Raw genomic sequence first — 15,838 nt, 5'->3', positions numbered from 1 at the left:
CGGCACATGGAAATTGCCCCGCATTTCATCCTTCATGAAACCGACCACTGGATTATTAATCACCATCTATCGAGCGCACTCCCCGGCTACCTGATGTTGAGTACGAAGGTGCAAACCACGTCACTGACCCAGCTATCGCCCGATGCGCTTGCAGAGTTGGGTGTTCTGCTCGCCAGGACCCAGCAGATCATCGAGCAGCAACTGCTGCCCAAGCGCCTCTACATCGGGCGCTTTGGCCATGAGCCGGGTTGGCCCCTGCACTTTCATTTCATCCCGGTCTATCAATGGGTCGAAGACCTGTTCTGGAATGATGCGCGCTATCGGCTTCTGCAAAACTTTGCCTACGCTGAAGACGCTCTGTCATCAACCGACGGCGCAGAGTTGACCTTGTTTATCTGGCGAGAATTTGGTGAAAACCCCGTCCCGCCAGAGATTCAAGGCCCCTCTGTTGACGAGGTGATCAGGAAGTTGTGTGGCGCGTTTGTTTGAGTATCAGCGTCAAGCTCAGGCAGGCGGCAGCCAGCGACAGCACGGCCGCCGCACTGAAGGCCATTGGCAGGCCGGAAGTGAAGTTTTCGGGCACAGCGGCCATGGCGAATACCGAGGTGACTGCGGCAATCCCCAATGCGCCACCGATTTGCTGGTCCATTTGCAAGAGCCCTGAGGCAGAGCCGGATTGCCTGGCGGGGACACCTTGCATCGCCAGCACGGTGCCGGGGGTGAACACCAGGGCAATCCCCAGGCTGTGGATCAGCATCGGTAGCAGGATCGCTCCGATGTAAAGGCTGTCTGCGCCTATCAGGGCGAAGCCGGCAAAGCTTCCCGACACTAGCAGGCATCCAGAAAGCTGCAGCTTTGGCGCGCCAAATCTTCCGATCAAGCGCGGCATGAAGTGGGTAACGACGAAGACGGTAATCGTCACGGGCAGGTAGGCCAGACCCGCTTGCAATGGACCGAAACCCAAGACCTGCTGGAAAAACTGCACCACCAGAAACAGCATCGAAAAGTGCATGCCTACAATGACCGCCATGACGACCAGTGCGGTAACACGGGTTCTGTCTCGCAGGAGGTCAAGGTCCAGGAGTGGATGGCGAACCCTCCCCTCCACGATCCAGAACGTTGACAAGAGGCAGATCGCGACGGCAAAAGCCCCCAGCGTCATCGCGCTCCCCCAACCGTGCTCGGCGGCATTGATGAAGCCGAAAACCAAGGCAATCGAACCCACGGTGGCTGCCAGTGCACCGCTTACGTCGAACGAGGACGGTTGGGTATCGGTCTCGTCGACCACATTGCCGACCATCAAGAAGATCAACAGACCTACCGGTACGTTGATCAACAACGACCATCGCCACGACAGATATTGCGTCAATGCTCCGCCCAGGATCAGTCCAGCCGAAGCCCCGACAGAAGACACCGCAATGAACAGCCCAAGCCCGCGATTTCGCTCCGTCTCGTCGCGCGCAATGTTGGTGACCAGTGCCAGCACGCTGGGCGCCGCAATGGCGGCACCCACGCCTTGAAGCACGCGGGCCAGGACCAGCATGAATGGGCCTTGCGCCAACCCGCCCATCAAAGACGCCAGCACGAATAATGCGATACCGACCTTGAAGGCTTTCACTCGCCCATAGGCATCACCCAATCGGCCACCGAGCAACAGCAAGCCGCCAAGGGCCAACGCAAACGCGTTCGGCACCCAGGACAAGCCTGCCGCCGAAAACCCCAGGTCTTGCTGGATCTGTGGCAACGCCACCATGACGATGAGAAAGTCCATTTGCAGCATGAGCTGGGCGCCAAGGATGACGGTCAACGCCAGCGCTCTGCGGCTAGAGTGCCGGGATACGCCTGGCGCAGTAGCGCGAGAAGATTGAGGCATGGTCATTTCCTGGATGAATCAATGGCAAAAAAAGGGGTGGCAGACCACCAGGCGAGCTAAACCTGCGACGCACCACCATCAGCAAACAATTCGACGCCGTTGATGTAGCTGGCTGCATCACTCGCCAGAAAGGCCACCGCAGCAGCGATTTCGTGGGCCTGGCCGATGCGCCCGATGGTGCTTTTTTCACTCAATAACTTGATCACCTCTTCCGCGTGTTCGGCGAGCATATTGCGCAACGAATCGGTATCCACAGGGCCAGGGCTCAACAGGTTGATCCGCACCCCGCTGCCTTTGATATCGAGAATCCAGCTTTTCACCAACGTGCGCAGTGCAGCTTTGGTCGCACCGTAGACACTCAAGCCTGGGCCCGGATCGATTGATGCAGTGGAGCCGATGATGACGATACTGCTGCCCTTGCCCATCAGCGCAAGTGCACCCTGAACGGTGAAGGTCACGCCCTTCACATTGGTACTGAATACCCGGTCGAAATACGCCTCGGTAATGCTGCCAAGCGGTGCGACCTCGCCCATGCCAGCGTTTGCGACCAACACGTCGATTCGACCATGACGGGACTTGATTTCATCGAACAACCGGGCGAGATCCGCTCCCACTGACACGTCCGCGACCACCGCAATAGCCCGGGATCCAAGTCTTGATCGCGCCTGGTCAAGTTGCTCCTGCCGACGACCGGTAATCACCACACTCGCCCCCTGCCCTGCCAGCTCTTCAGCGATGGCGAGCCCCAATCCCGACGAACCGCCGGTAACGAGAACGACTTTGTCTTGAAATTGCATGCTGATGTACTCCGATGTGCGCTGACGATGAGAAATTTATATAGCGGACACTACATATCGGTCAGCACGGATGCAATCTATTTAGTACTTGCTACATAAAGTTCGTGCCGAGCCCCGCAGTGTTGCCCAGGCATATAGCGCTCGCTACAATGCCTGCCTTACTGAAGAGATCACCATGACCGACAAAATTCGCCAACGCCGCCCTGCTTTCGACAGAGAGGCAGGAGTCGCCATCGCCCAAGCCATGTTCCACGAGCACGGCTTCGACGCGGTGAGCCTCACGGACCTGGTCGAAGCCATGGATATCAAGCCACCCAGCTTCTACGCTGCGTATGGCAGCAAGGCTGAGTTGTTCGAGAAGGCAATGTTGCACTACGTCAGCGAGAATGCTTTGCCGCTGGACAAACTGCTCGCGCCTGGTCGGCCAGTACCTGAGGCGCTGGCCGCGTTGCTGACTGCAGCAGCGAAGCAGTATGGAAAAGACAGCACGTTGCGAGGTTGCATGGTCACCGAGGGCATGCGTGCCGACGACGAGGTCGCCCGCAAGATGGCGGAAACCTTGGCCAATGAGGGCATCAAGGCGATTCGTAATTATCTTGATCAGGCGCTACCCGAGAAAGCCCAGTGCCTCACTGACTACCTGACCGTCACCCTGCGCGGGCTATCAGCCGCAGCTTGCAATGGCATGCCGCGTAAACGGCTGATTGAGGTCGCGCAGACGGCAGGCCGGTACATTGCGTATGAGTTGGCTAACTCGCGGGTTTGAAAAAATCGACCTTCGCTCAAGAGGCGCGCGCCACTGCGCACGGCTTGGTTTGTCACTGCGCCTAGTAACCCACACCACGCACCCCGCCCGACGCTCGAATGGACTCACCAGTTATCCAATGTGAATCCTCAGAGGCGAGGAATATCGCTAGCGCCGCGATATCCTCCGGCTCGCCAAAACGACCCAACGGCGTTCCCGCCACCAGCTTCTCGCCAAACTCACCCGCAAAGTTGCCATTCGTACCGGGCGTATTGGTGTGCCCTGGCAGGATGGAATTGACCCGGATACCCCGTCCGCCCAGTTCCCGTGCCAGTGCAAAGGTCAGGGTGTCGACGGCGCCCTTGGTTGCCGAATACACGCTGGACGCCAGGTAGGGGTCGGTGCTGAGGATGGAGCTGATATTGATGATGCTGCCCTTTGCACCCAGGAGTTTGACGGCCTCTCGCACAGCCAGCAGATAGCCCAGCACGTTGAGGTTGAACTGTGTGTGGAAGGCCTCCTCGGTGAGGTCATCGATCATCTGGAACACCGCCACACCCGCATTGTTGACGAGGATATCCAGGGTTCCATGTTCAGCCTTTAAGGTATCGAACAGCCGTACAACATCGGAGCCGACGCTCATGTCGGCCCGTATGGCACAGGCGCGACCTCCCAGCTCCGTGATGTGCGCCACTACGGCCTCAGCCTCGGTCTGGCTGGAGGCGTAATTGACGATGACGGTCGCGCCCTGTGCGCCGAGTGCCTTGGCGATGCCGGCGCCGATGCCTTTGGAGGCACCGGTAACCACCGCGATTTTTCCTTCGAGTTTCATGATCAATGTGCTCTGAGTGAAAGTTCTACCAAAGTGCGCTGCCACCGGCTGGTTGCCGGAACGCAACGAACTGCATGCCTGAGTATTCCTCCCCCGCGGCCTGCGCCGTTTGCCAGTTTTTCGCGCATCCTTGCCTATTCTTCTCACATGGCTTGCGCCACCCCGACAACAGGGCCATCGTCCGGGTCATGGACAGAGCAATGACAGAACTGCGCAGCATCGTGATGCGCGCACACGACAAGTGGACGGATACCGGGTTGCCGCGGGTGCAAATGGTCCGGGCAGAGGCATGCGCCGATCAGGTCTATGAGCCAATGCTGCACTTGGTGCTTCAGGGCCAGAAGACGCTGTCGATCGGTGATGAGGTGTCTCGTTATGTAGCGGGCAGCTATTTTCTGGTGCCGGTCGATGTGCCCGCGACGGGGCAGATTCACGCTGTCGCCACTGACCAGCCTTATCTCGCGGTCAGCCTCGCCCTGGACCCGGCGGTGATCTCGACGTTGTTGATGGAAGACGACAAAACCGCAAAAGCCTTAGGCGATTCCCGTTTTGAACCCGTGGCGGCACCCGCCGAGATGATCGACGCCTGGTTACGCATGATGAGACTGCTAGATGCGCCCCATGAAGCCGCTGTGCTGGCCCCCATGATCGAGCGCGAGATTCTGTTCCGCGCCTTGCAAGGACCGCTGGGCGCCATGCTGCGCGACGTTGCGCGCCCGGACGGTCGACTGGCCCAGGTTCGGCGGGCGACTCAGTGGATCCGCGAACACTACACCGAGCCGTTTCGCGTGGAGCCATTGGCGAGGATGGCGGACATGAGCGTGGCGGCGTTCTACCGTCACTTCAAGTCCGTGACGGCCATGACGCCCATTCAATACCAGAAACGTCTGCGCCTGCTGAGGGCGCGCTGGCTGCTGCTGTTCGACACGCGGGATGCCACGTCCATTGCATACGCTGTGGGCTATGAAAGCGCCTCGCAATTCAGCCGCGAGTACGCGCGGCTCTTTGGTCTGCCACCGGCACGCGATGCAGCAAGATTCAAAGTCCCCACTGCATCGAGCGATCTGCAGGAAGCACTCGAAAAGCGTTGACTCAGGCCTGCAAAGACTTGAACGCAACGGCACTCAGCCGTCGCGTCACTCCATCCATCGAGACTACAAATCGGTGATCGTCGTCCCGGCGATGGTACTGGCAAATTCAACGCCAAATACGCTTACGGGGGTCGTAAATCCGGCCTGCCGGTCACCGTCCAGCACTCTTCGTGCCGCTTCAACCGCCGCCAGCGGAGTAAAGGTGTAGCCGTTGACCGTCTCGATCACTGAACGCAGCACGCTACCGTCAGCACCGGTCACTTGCGCCACTGCGCGGGCACGATTGGCGTCACGTTCCTGCGCGCTGGGGCCATCGGGTAACTGTGACAAATCGCCTTCGGGAAAGGCATCACCGGCGACATGCACGAACATCGCAATGTTCGGAATGCGCGTCGAATGCCAGGCGGTCACCAGATCACCGAATGACAATGGCGCACACGGAACCGGGCCGTCTCCGAAATCAAACTGGCGTGGCTGCGCGTCAGGTGTCGGGACAAGCGCCCCGTCGATTCGCGTCAGCACCCCTGCGCCGATGATCTCGCTGACGCTCATCGCCGAACCTCGGGACATCGACCCCGGGACCTGCAGCGCAATACTCAACGCCACAGGATTGGCAACGCGCCGGGCGATGTGCGCAGCCAGGCTGTCGGTGGGGACGACATCCCAGCCAACGCCCGGCAACAGCATCACCCCTGATGCTGCCGCGTCGGCACCCAAACGTTCGGCCAGCCGATAGACATTGATCTCGGCCGTGATGTCCAGGTAATCGACCCCGGCTTCAATACACGCCGCCATCAAGTCAGGCGCCGTGTGTGCAAAAGGACCCGCGAAGTTCAGCAACACACGGATGCCCGACAGCGAGCGCGCCGAGTCGGGGCCCGCCTCGAACACGCGCCAGGGAACATCCAGTTGTGCAGCAAGATCGACCAGCTGTTGGCGATTGCGGCCGGCAATTTCGAACGGCAAGCCGAGCGCCTTGGCCCGTTGTGCGGCCATGCGACCGGTATAGCCCGTCGCGCCATAGATCAGAAGAGTGTTCATTGGACGTGCTGCCAGTTCTTGTAGACGAATTCCAGGCTGTACCCGTCCGGGTCCAGCACATTGGCGGCGTAGTAATCGGGGTCGTAGTGCAAACGCGCGCCGGGGGCGCCGTTGTCGACAGCGCCATGGGCCATCGCGGCGGCATAGGCGGCCTCCACTTCGGCCTTGTTATGCGCCACAAATCCGACGTGTACGGCTTGCCCTTCCACTACGCCCTCGCGTAACCAGAAGAATATTCGGCCGTTGGCGCCAAAGCCTTTGAGATCAGGATGCCCGGGCGGGCCATCCTTGCCGTCGTAGTCCAGCCGCGCGGTAATGCCCAGTGGCGCAAGGGTTGCTTCGTAGAAACGGATGGAACGTGAGATGTCGCTGACGGACAGAAAAATGTGATCCAGCATGGTGTGGCCCTCGATGGTTCAGATGATGTAGCCGCCCGCGACTTCGATGCTCTGCGCATTGATCCAGGCGCCCTCTGGCGACAGCAACATGGCGATGACTCGCGCCACGTCCTCGGGTTCGCCCACTCGGCCCAGCGCCGTTTGCCCGGCCAACAGGGCTTCAAACTCATCATTGAGCCCGCCCCCCAGTTCGGTACGAATCGCTCCCGGTGACACCGAATTGGCCCTGATGCGGCGCTCACCGAATTCCTTGGCCATGTAACGCGTGAGTACTTCCAGGCCGCCTTTGAACGCCGCATAAGGCGCAACCCCTGCGGTGGCTACTCGCGTGGTGGCGCTGGTGAGGTTGACGATGCTTGCGTTCTCTTCAAGCAATGGCAGCAAGGCCTGGGTCAGAAAGAACGGTCCCTTGAGGTGGACATTGAAAAGACCATCGAACTGCGCCTCGCTGACCGACGCCAGTGGATTGAACAGGCCGTAGCCCGCGTTGTTCACCAGACCTGCGAGGGTACTGGCGCCCCACGTGGTCTCAAGGGCCACGACAACCGCCTCGCGGAAGGCCTTGAAGCTGGCGACATCGGCAACGTCGAGTTTTAGCGCAACCGCTTTGCCGCCGGCCTGTTCGATGCGCCGCACCACAGCATCTGCGGCGTCCGGACGCGTGTTGTAGGTGAGGATGACTCCCATGCCACGCTGAGCGGCATGCTCCGCTGCACTGGCGCCTATGCCACGACTGCCACCGGTAATGACGATAACGCCCATGTGCCCGCTCCCCTATCGATTGAATGAGCCTCCACGGTAAAGGACAGCGACTTCGCCGGCGTGGCGGTTCCTGCTCGAAACCTGCCTGTTTCTGCTTTTTGCTTGCACTGGGCATCCTCGCCACGTCAGCATGCCCACCATGAACAGCCCACTGAATGAACTCCGCGCCTTGGCCGCCAACGCCGAAAACCGTCGTACGGAGACGGGAATTCCGCGCGTCGCCATGGTCCAGGGCAAGATCCCGGAGCACATGCTCGCGGCGGTCTACGACCCGATGATCAACCTGATCCTGCAAGGCAGCAAAACCATGACCGTGGGTGACCGTACGCTGCGGTACGACCCCTCGACCTATTTCGTCATGTCCATCGAGCTGCCCGCCGTGGGCTCGGTGCACCCTGCCCCCACCGGCGAGCCTTACCTGGCCGTCAGCCTGACGCTGGATCCCCTGGTGTTATCCACGCTGCTCGCGGACTTGCCTAAACCTGCTGGACGTCACGACAACGATCCTGGTTTCTCGGTCGCCGCCACCACGCCAGAACTGATGGACGCCTGGGTTCGGATGTTGCGCTTGATGGGCAAGCCTGACGATATCGCGGCCCTCGCGCCCGCTTACGAACGCGAGATTCTCTTCCGCGTTTTACAGGGGCCGCATGGCTGGATGTTGCGCGAAATCGCCGCGCCCGACACGGCCATGGCCAGGGTGAACCAGGCCATTCAGTGGATTCGCCGCGACTTCGCCCATCCCATCCGGGTGGAGAGCCTGGCGCAAAGAGCGGCCATGAGCGTCTCGGCCTTCCATCGCCACTTCAAGGCGGTCACGACCCTCAGCCCCTTGCAGTATCAGAAGCGGGTACGCCTGCTTCAAGCGCGTATGCTCATGCTCGCCAACGCCAAAAGTGTCACGGCGGCGGCGTTCGAGGTGGGTTATGAGAGCGCAACCCAATTCAGCCGCGACTACGCGCGAGTGTTCGGACTTCCCCCCGCGAAGGATGCGGGAAGAATCCGGGAAGCAACAAAGGCCTGACAAGAATTGCGCCTCTGTTGTGTTGTTCCGAGAGCTACTGTTAAACGCCGCCGTTGGCACTGGCAGGCTGCTCCACCATTACCTCCACAAGGAACCCCAAATGCCACCCGGAAAACGTGAACTGGCGCGGATCGAACGCCGGTTGATTACCACGCTCACTGAAGCGTGCGAAACAGCAAAAGGTGAAATCAAGGGTTTTACCTGGCTCACCCACACCGCAGATTTGAACGCGCTGGCGGAAACCCTGAAGTTCATCTGGGTGTTCGAAACCGAGGCTGACAGAGAGCTCGCCCAGGTAAACGCAAAGATGCGCATCTTTGAGCTGACGGCCATCGCGTTGAGTGAGGCCGACATCGATCTGAAGCCTTCCGACCACACTGTCTGCTTCGATTCCGAGCAAGCGTGCCAACGCATTCACGGTGGCGACTGGAACGCTCGCCTGGCTCAAACGCGCGGGGCCAAAGGTGGCTGACAGTGGCTAAAGAAATGGCCGCTGTACAAAGGGCTAATGTGCGTTTGTACTGTCGCCAGTAATAGAAAAATCGCTTTTCACACAGTATTCCAAGGAGTGGTATGGGCATTTTGGATAGGTTGTTTGGTGGGCGCTTTACCATGCCCCCACCCGAGGAAACAAACCTCAGCGCTTCAGCGATCATGAAAGAATTACGGCCCGGCCCACCCGACTCCACACGGAAAAAGGCACTCGAGGCTTTTACCCAGGCGCTGTTGGCGGTGGTTCCCGAAAAAGAAAGCGCCCGACTTGTAAGGCGCGTCATGCGTAGATACGCGATGGGAGACGACGCATGCGGTGCTCTCACCGCTGGATTGCTGGAGGGTTCCAAGGCGCAAAAACTTGAACAGCTCGTTTTAATGAGCGTGGATTGGAAAGGTTTTGATGTGTTTGAGTACCAGGCTCCCTGTCTGGTGAGCGCCAACGGCTTGAAAGAGCCCTATGTCTACGTGCGAGACGGCGCTTCATCAATGCCGGAGGTGCTTGCTGAATTCGACCGATGGTTGATTCGATTTGGTAAACGTTATCTTCACCTGGACTCCGGCAGTGACAATTACGATGGTTTTATTGTTGACGCTGACCGGGTGGAAGAAACCATTGAGCTGGCCGGACGTGCGGGCATTAAAGTCAGTCTTGAGAACTTCTGACGTTGACAGTGCCTATACAAAATGGTCGGTGCGACGACCGTGTTCCAGGGTTGACGGGACTTGGAAAGCCTTTCGGCAGCGGTCACGCGTCACGGAACCCGCGTCGTCAAAAGCGTCTAAGATTCATAGAGACATCCCGCCCTTGCGAAGGAACGACTCATGCCCAGAACTCGCTCACTCATTGCCGCCTTTACCTGCCTCGCGCTGATCTGCGGCTCAGCGACTGCATTGGCCGATCCTGGTAACGGGAAGGGCCAGGGGAAAGGACAAGGAAATCCGCAAAACGGCCAAAGCCATGGCAACCAGCAAGGGCACGAAAACAAAGGTAAAAATGCTGGTGGCGATTGGGATCATGGCCCAAGCATTAATCACGGTAGCGTGCTCGGCATTGTGGGTGGCTATCGAGACTACTGGAGCGCAGGCCCTGCTTTACCACCGGGCATTCAAAAGAACCTCGCGAGGGGCAAACCGCTTCCACCCGGAATTGCAAAGAAACTCGATGGTCGATTAGTCGGCAGGCTGCCTCATTACGATGGATATGAATGGCAGCAAGCAGGCACCGACTTGATACTGGTCGCGCTGGCAACCGGGCTCATCTACGAAGTTCTCAACGGTGCATTTGATTAGTGCATGGGGTCGGAGATTGCGACACTGCACAGCCCCTTCCGTCTGTCGCCGAACTTGAACTATGCGGGGCCGATCGCGTCTGAAAGTACGCGATATCAACCCTACGGAAGCAATCATGCTTTTAAAGAATAAGAGTCTCGTTGCCGTCATGTCCTGCGCCATGATGCTTGCAGCCGCCCCATTACTCCCAGTTGACCTCTCTATCATGAACTCTGCCTATGCGAAGGACGGTGGTGGTGGTGGTGGTAACGGCGGTGGCGGTGGCGGCGGCGGTAATGGTGGTGGTAACGGCGGCGGCGGTAATGGTGGTGGTAACGGCGGTGGCCATGGCGGCGGTACAGGCGGTGGTCACAGCGGCTCAGATCACGGAAACGCCAATAGTAACGGCCGTGGCAACGGTCTAAGTAGTGATCATGCAGGCAAGGCTGTACGCGACCGTGGTGAAAGCGGTAACCACTATGGCAGTGATCGCAATGGTGATCGCGGTCATGGCTCCACGACTTCAGGCATCGCCCATTCCAACGATGCGCGAGGCGTGGCCAAAGCTACTGCCATCTCGGACTCGACTCCTGGGGATCACAATTCGAAAGGGTTGAGCAAAGCCGGAACGTCGGCAGCAAAGAACTCGCACTGATCCGCTGTAGCACGCAACCATAAAAAGGGCGCCCGACAAGGCGCCCTTTTTTACGGATTCGCGCTACTAAATAGAGGCGCTTTGTACGCGCTTTGCTGTAACAAACGGGAGCGATTTGTTTTCCATGTTGTTGACTCCACGCCCATCACTGATCGTCAGATCATCGTTCCAGACAACATGAAATTGCTTATTTCCAAGTGATTGGAGGATAGGTGAAGGAGGCGCTATTGCTCTATGGATGGCCCAGTCCCATGCGGATCACCGGTCGGCGGTAAACGATCAAACCGCAACGCATCAACGACCAGTGAAAACGCCTGGGAGGGTTGTCGACGGCTGGGGTAGTACAGATGATAGCCGCCGAAGGGTTCACACCAGTCCTCCAGTACCCGGACAAGCCGCCCTTCGCTCAGATGCGGGGCAAACTCGTCCTCGGGCAGATAGGCGATGCCCAGCCCACTCACCGCAGCATCGGCGATATGGGTGGTGGAGTTGAATATCAACTGACCGTCTACACGAACCTTGAGCTTCTTGCCCTGGCGTTCGAATTCCCATGCATCCACGCCGTCATAGGTGGGAAAACGGATATCGATACAGCGGTGTCCTGCCAGATCGCGAGGATGTTCCGGGGCGGGGTGTTTCGCGAAATAGCCTGGCGCAGCCACTACGGCCATTCGTATCGGCGGGCCAATGGGCACGGCGATCATATCCTGGGCCACCGTGTCGCTGAAGCGCACGCCGGCATCGAAACGGTCGGCGACGATGTCGCGAAAGCCATAGTTGATATCGAATTCCAGCTTGATATCCGGGTACATCTGTAGCAACGGCGCCAACTTGGGCAGCAGGGTTGTCTTGATCACGTTGTCGCCGCAGGTAATGCGTACCGTCCCGGCCGGCTTGTCGCGCAGCTCGGTCAACGCTTCCACTTCTGCCTCGATTTCATCGAAACGATGGCCCACTGCGTCCAGCAATCGCTCCCCCGCCGCTGTCAGCGATACGCTGCGCGTGGTGCGGGTCAGCAAGCGGATTTTCAGACGCGCTTCCAGTGCGGTCACCACCTGGCTCACTGCCGATTGCGTCACTCCAAGCTGTACCGCCGCGCGGGTAAAGCTGCCCACCCGCGCCACGGTCACGAAAGCCAGCAGATCATTGAAATTGGGTTTGGCCATGGCGGGCATGCTCGATCGATTGATTAGTCATGGTTATAGCCGCATTAAGCATTCATTAGCTAATCAAAATCTCATTATTGCGTAACACTACTCCGCACCCCAACCTCTCGCCATGAAAAGGAGCGAGCCTCGCGCTGCGCCACCTTCAGCTTTCCCTCAAAAGGACGCCCCATGAAAAGACTTCTCGTCATGCTCGGGTTGCTAATCAGTTCATTCACCGCATCAGGAGCCGATATGTCCAACGGTGCCGATAATTTCTTTAAAAGTGACCAGGTGACCGTGCAAAAGGTCAGCTTCAAGAATCAGTACCAGCTCAATGTCGTGGGCAATCTATTCATCCCCAAAGGGCTGGACAGCGCCAACCGTAGCCCGGCCATCATTGTTGGCCACCCCATGGGCGCGGTAAAGGAGCAAAGCTCAAACCTGTATGCGCAAAAATTGGCGGAACAGGGCTTCGTAACCCTGGCGCTGGATTTGTCGTTCTGGGGCGAAAGCGAAGGCCGACCACGTAATGCTGTACTGCCAGACATGTACGCCGAAGACTTTAGTGCCGCCGTGGATTACCTCGGTTCGCAGCCTTTTATCGACCGCCAGCGCATAGGCGTGCTGGGGATTTGTGGCAGCGGCAGTTTTGTCATTAGTGCAGCCAAGATCGACCCGCGTATGAAAGCCATCGCCACCGTCAGCATGTATGACATGGGCGCCGCCAACCGCGACGGTCTCAAGCATTCGCAAACCCTTGAACAGCGCAAGCAAGTCATCGCAGCGGCGGCCGAGCAGCGTTATGTGGAGTTCGCGGGCGGCAAGATCGAATACACCGGCGGCACAGTGCAAGAGCTGAAAGCTGACACCCACCCCATCCAGCGCGAGTTCTTTGACTTCTACCGCACCCCACGTGGTGAATTCACCCCAACCAGTTCCACGCCGCAACAGACCACCCGCCCGACGCTGAGTAGTAATACCAAGTTCATGAATTTCTACCCATTCGTCGATATCGAGAGCATTTCGCCTCGCCCGATGTTGTTTATTGCAGGTGCAAACGCCCACTCCCGCGAGTTCAGCGAAGAGGCGTTTCGCTTGGCAGGCGAACCTAAAGAGCTGGTCATTGTGCCCAACGCAGGCCATGTCGATCTGTACGATCGCGTCGACCTGATTCCTTTCGCACAGCTGACCCGATTCTTTCAGGACCACCTGAAATGACGGCTGACGTCCACTTGCCAACCAACGCCTTGAGCGAGACAGGTAAGCGTACCGGTCATTGGGGTGGCGTTTATGCAATGACGCTGTGCGTATTCGCGCTGATCGCCTCGGAGTTCATGCCCGTTAGCCTGCTGACACCCTTGGCGAACGACCTGCAGGTTAGCCAGGGCTTGGCGGGCCAGGGGCTTGCCATCTCTGGCGCGTTTGCGGTGTTGGCGAGCCTGTCGATCAGCTGGATCGCCGGCAACCTGAACAGAAAGACCCTGCTGCTGGCCTTGACCGGTTTGATGGCCCTGTCGGGCATCATTGTGGCGCTTGCCCCGAACTACCTGATCTACATGACTGGGCGAGCCCTGATCGGCGTCGTGATTGGCGGGTTTTGGTCGATGTCGGCAGCCACGGCAATGCGCCTGGTGCCGGCTGCACAAGTGCCCAGGGCACTGGCCGTTTTCAACGGAGGCAACGCCTTGGCGACGGTGGTGGCGGCGCCACTGGGCAGTTATCTGGGCTCGATTGTGGGATGGCGAGGTGCGTTCTTGTGCTTGGTGCCAGTGGCGTTGATTGCGCTGGTTTGGCAGTGGATCAGCCTGCCAGACATGCCGGCACAGAAGCGTTCGCCGGGTGCTGGCAATGTTTTCGAACTGCTGAAAAATCGCAAGGTGGCGCTGGGCATGGCCGCCGCGGGCTTGTTTTTTATGGGCCAATTTACGCTGTTCACCTACCTGCGCCCTTTTCTGGAATCGGTCACCCAGGTCAGCGTGCCCATCCTTTCTCTGCTGCTATTGGTGATAGGCGTCGCTGGCTTTTTAGGCACAACGCTGATCGGTGCTGTCCTCAAGCGCAGTCTATACGGCACCTTGACTACCATCTCACTGCTGATGGCGGTAATCGCAGCAGCCCTGATTCCTGCAGGCACCTGGGTTATCGCTGTAGCGGTATTGCTCGGACTTTGGGGCTTTATCGCGACGGCGGCACCAGTAGGCTGGTGGAGCTGGATTGCGAATGCCTTGCCGGATCATGCCGAGGCAGGCGGCGGCCTGATGGTGGCGATTGTTCAATTGGCTATCGCAGTGGGCTCCACCGTCGGCGGGGTACTGTTTGACGCGCTCGGCTACCAGAGCACGTTTATCGCCAGCGCCGTGATGTTGATGCTCGCCGCGCTGCTGACCTTTCTAACCGCTCGTTCGCCGGTGCCCCACACCCGATGACCCCTCTATTCCAAGGAGCAAGGCCATGTTTATCGATCGTCCCACTGGATGGAAGGGCCTCTGGTTCGCCGCCTTGATGCCCTTTGCTCTATCGGCTTTACCCCTCGCCGCCGCGACAGATCTGGAGAAAAAGATAGTGACTGAACAAACCCTGACTGCAAAACAACTGACCATCGCCCCTCTCGGCGCCAGCATGGCCAGCGGCGATATGCCCCGTTTACGTGATGCACTCAATCGTGGTCTCGACGCCGGCCTGACGATTAGTGAGTGCAAGGAAATCCTGGTCCAGCTTTATGCGTATGCCGGGTTCCCGCGCAGCCTCAATGCGCTTTCGCAACTGATGAGCGTGTTGCAAGAGCGCGAGACACGCGGCACTCAAGACGAACCGGGACGCGAACCGGGCCCTGTGCCGTCGGGGCATGCTTTGCTCGAACTGGGTACAGACAATCAAACCCGTCTGGTGGGCGCACCGGTCTCGGGACCGCTGTTTGAGTTCGCCCCTGCGATTGACCAGTTTCTGAAGGTTCACCTGTTCGGCGATATCTTCGCCCGAGACAACCTCGATTGGGTGGCTCGTGAACTGGCCACTGTCGGGGCACTTGCCGCGATGCCAGGGCTAGAGGCGCAGTTGGAGTCGCACCTGAAGATCAGTATGAATGTTGGCCTAACGGCGCAGCAGTTGAATCAAGTGGCTAGCGAACTCAAACACCGTGGTGACCAGGGTGCGGCTGAGCGCATTGTTTTGGCCCTGGAAAAAATCAGAGGCTGACCAGGCTACACGCGCTTGCCCTCGCCGGGATGGATACTAAAATCAGTGATCCGACAGGAGTGATCGTCATGCGCAGTTTTTCAATTCAACGTTTAGACCATGTTGTACTTCGGGTGCAGGACATCGAGCGCAGCCTGGCGTTTTACACATCAGTCCTTGGATGTGAGGTCAACAAGCGCCGTGACGACCTTGGCATGATTCATCTGAGCGCAGGGACATCGATGATTGACCTGGTTGATGTGAACGGGCCGATCGGTCGTCAGGGTGGTCAGCCGGCGGGCAAGCAAGGACACAACGTCGATCACGTCTGCCTTCGGGTTGAGCCGTTTGATGAACAGGCCATTCTCCGCCACCTGGCTGAGCGCGGTGTATCCGCGGAGAAGGCGGCGATGCGCTATGGCGCAGAGGGAACAGGGTTGTCCATTTACCTCAATGACCCGGATGACAATCAAATCGAGTTGAAAGGCCCTGCTGTGCAATCCTGATGACATTCGCCAGCCGATGAACGTGTAT

19 protein-coding genes are annotated in these 15,838 nt (G+C 58.7%); 12 read left to right on the top strand and 7 right to left on the bottom strand.

What is annotated here, in order from left to right:
• The first annotated feature begins 6 nt into the window (after nucleotides 1–6).
• Nucleotides 7–489, top strand: a complete 483-nt coding sequence (locus AC3ZVB_RS14970; RefSeq protein ID WP_490146972.1) for an HIT family protein — start codon at nucleotides 7–9, stop codon at nucleotides 487–489.
• Here the strand turns inward: AC3ZVB_RS14970 and AC3ZVB_RS14965 are convergent.
• The gene (locus AC3ZVB_RS14965) at nucleotides 461–1,873 is read right to left on the bottom strand and encodes an MFS transporter (RefSeq protein ID WP_490146971.1); all 1,413 of its coding nucleotides are present in this window, start codon (nucleotides 1,871–1,873) and stop codon (nucleotides 461–463) included. The genes AC3ZVB_RS14970 and AC3ZVB_RS14965 overlap by 29 nt on opposite strands.
• 56 nt (nucleotides 1,874–1,929) lie before the next feature.
• Nucleotides 1,930–2,670 (bottom strand): SDR family NAD(P)-dependent oxidoreductase, encoded by a 741-nt coding sequence (locus tag AC3ZVB_RS14960; RefSeq protein WP_490146970.1) that lies wholly within the window; start codon nucleotides 2,668–2,670, stop codon nucleotides 1,930–1,932.
• A gap of 175 nt (nucleotides 2,671–2,845) precedes the next feature.
• On the opposite strand from AC3ZVB_RS14960, the gene AC3ZVB_RS14955 reads away from it, so the two are divergent.
• The gene (locus tag AC3ZVB_RS14955) at nucleotides 2,846–3,436 is read left to right on the top strand and encodes a TetR/AcrR family transcriptional regulator (RefSeq protein ID WP_490146969.1); all 591 of its coding nucleotides are present in this window, start codon (nucleotides 2,846–2,848) and stop codon (nucleotides 3,434–3,436) included.
• 61 nt (nucleotides 3,437–3,497) lie between these two features.
• Here the strand turns inward: AC3ZVB_RS14955 and AC3ZVB_RS14950 are convergent, their stop codons facing one another.
• Entirely contained in the window at nucleotides 3,498–4,247 is a 750-nt protein-coding gene (locus AC3ZVB_RS14950; protein WP_490146968.1) for an SDR family oxidoreductase, read from the bottom strand.
• Between the two features lie 200 nt (nucleotides 4,248–4,447).
• On the opposite strand from AC3ZVB_RS14950, the gene AC3ZVB_RS14945 reads away from it, so the two are divergent.
• Nucleotides 4,448–5,338, top strand: coding sequence for an AraC family transcriptional regulator (locus AC3ZVB_RS14945; RefSeq protein WP_490146967.1), 891 nt, complete (start codon nucleotides 4,448–4,450; stop codon nucleotides 5,336–5,338).
• A gap of 63 nt (nucleotides 5,339–5,401) precedes the next feature.
• Here AC3ZVB_RS14945 and AC3ZVB_RS14940 read toward each other — a convergent pair whose 3' ends face one another.
• The 3 genes from AC3ZVB_RS14940 to AC3ZVB_RS14930 are packed head-to-tail and all read right to left on the bottom strand — an operon-like array spanning nucleotide 5,402 to nucleotide 7,539.
• Nucleotides 5,402–6,379, bottom strand: coding sequence for a saccharopine dehydrogenase family protein (locus AC3ZVB_RS14940; protein WP_490146966.1), 978 nt, complete (start codon nucleotides 6,377–6,379; stop codon nucleotides 5,402–5,404).
• Nucleotides 6,376–6,777, bottom strand: coding sequence for a VOC family protein (locus tag AC3ZVB_RS14935; RefSeq protein ID WP_490146965.1), 402 nt, complete (start codon nucleotides 6,775–6,777; stop codon nucleotides 6,376–6,378). The genes AC3ZVB_RS14940 and AC3ZVB_RS14935 overlap by 4 nt, the downstream gene beginning before the upstream one ends.
• Nucleotides 6,778–6,795: 18 nt before the next feature.
• Entirely contained in the window at nucleotides 6,796–7,539 is a 744-nt protein-coding gene (locus AC3ZVB_RS14930) for an SDR family NAD(P)-dependent oxidoreductase (protein ID WP_490146964.1), read from the bottom strand.
• 139 nt (nucleotides 7,540–7,678) lie between these two features.
• Here AC3ZVB_RS14930 and AC3ZVB_RS14925 point away from each other — a divergent pair, with 139 nt between their 5' ends.
• From AC3ZVB_RS14925 to AC3ZVB_RS14905, 5 genes are all read left to right on the top strand, one after another.
• Nucleotides 7,679–8,563 (top strand): AraC family transcriptional regulator, encoded by an 885-nt coding sequence (locus tag AC3ZVB_RS14925; RefSeq protein WP_490146963.1) that lies wholly within the window; start codon nucleotides 7,679–7,681, stop codon nucleotides 8,561–8,563.
• Between the two features lie 100 nt (nucleotides 8,564–8,663).
• On the top strand, nucleotides 8,664–9,035 hold the full coding sequence (locus AC3ZVB_RS14920; RefSeq protein WP_490146962.1) for a hypothetical protein: 372 nt from the start codon (nucleotides 8,664–8,666) through the stop codon (nucleotides 9,033–9,035).
• A gap of 101 nt (nucleotides 9,036–9,136) precedes the next feature.
• On the top strand, nucleotides 9,137–9,721 hold the full coding sequence (locus AC3ZVB_RS14915; RefSeq protein WP_490146961.1) for a DUF6630 family protein: 585 nt from the start codon (nucleotides 9,137–9,139) through the stop codon (nucleotides 9,719–9,721).
• A gap of 159 nt (nucleotides 9,722–9,880) precedes the next feature.
• A complete protein-coding gene (locus AC3ZVB_RS14910; protein WP_490146960.1) occupies nucleotides 9,881–10,348 on the top strand; it encodes an anti-virulence regulator CigR family protein in 468 nt (155 codons plus the stop codon).
• Between the two features lie 115 nt (nucleotides 10,349–10,463).
• Nucleotides 10,464–10,982, top strand: coding sequence for a hypothetical protein (locus tag AC3ZVB_RS14905; protein ID WP_490146959.1), 519 nt, complete (start codon nucleotides 10,464–10,466; stop codon nucleotides 10,980–10,982).
• 224 nt (nucleotides 10,983–11,206) lie between these two features.
• Here AC3ZVB_RS14905 and AC3ZVB_RS14900 read toward each other — a convergent pair whose 3' ends face one another.
• The gene (locus AC3ZVB_RS14900; protein ID WP_490146958.1) at nucleotides 11,207–12,148 is read right to left on the bottom strand and encodes a LysR family transcriptional regulator; all 942 of its coding nucleotides are present in this window, start codon (nucleotides 12,146–12,148) and stop codon (nucleotides 11,207–11,209) included.
• A gap of 171 nt (nucleotides 12,149–12,319) precedes the next feature.
• Here AC3ZVB_RS14900 and AC3ZVB_RS14895 point away from each other — a divergent pair, with 171 nt between their 5' ends.
• The 4 genes from AC3ZVB_RS14895 to AC3ZVB_RS14880 all read left to right on the top strand — a co-directional run bounded on the left by AC3ZVB_RS14895 (nucleotide 12,320) and on the right by AC3ZVB_RS14880 (nucleotide 15,810).
• Nucleotides 12,320–13,348, top strand: a complete 1,029-nt coding sequence (locus AC3ZVB_RS14895) for an alpha/beta hydrolase (protein WP_490146957.1) — start codon at nucleotides 12,320–12,322, stop codon at nucleotides 13,346–13,348.
• Nucleotides 13,345–14,556 (top strand): MFS transporter, encoded by a 1,212-nt coding sequence (locus AC3ZVB_RS14890; RefSeq protein WP_490146956.1) that lies wholly within the window; start codon nucleotides 13,345–13,347, stop codon nucleotides 14,554–14,556. Before AC3ZVB_RS14895 ends, AC3ZVB_RS14890 begins: the two co-directional genes overlap by 4 nt.
• Before the next feature lie 25 nt (nucleotides 14,557–14,581).
• Nucleotides 14,582–15,325: a carboxymuconolactone decarboxylase family protein gene (locus AC3ZVB_RS14885; RefSeq protein WP_490146955.1), complete on the top strand. Its 744-nt coding sequence runs from the start codon at nucleotides 14,582–14,584 to the stop codon at nucleotides 15,323–15,325.
• 68 nt (nucleotides 15,326–15,393) lie between these two features.
• Nucleotides 15,394–15,810 (top strand): VOC family protein, encoded by a 417-nt coding sequence (locus AC3ZVB_RS14880; protein WP_490146954.1) that lies wholly within the window; start codon nucleotides 15,394–15,396, stop codon nucleotides 15,808–15,810.
• Nucleotides 15,811–15,838: the final 28 nt, after the last annotated feature.

This window comes from Pseudomonas sp. MDV22-iso1, assembly GCF_058145095.1.
The sequence above is the reverse complement of the archived record's forward strand: the minus strand, read 5'-3'. Positions and strand labels throughout refer to the sequence as shown.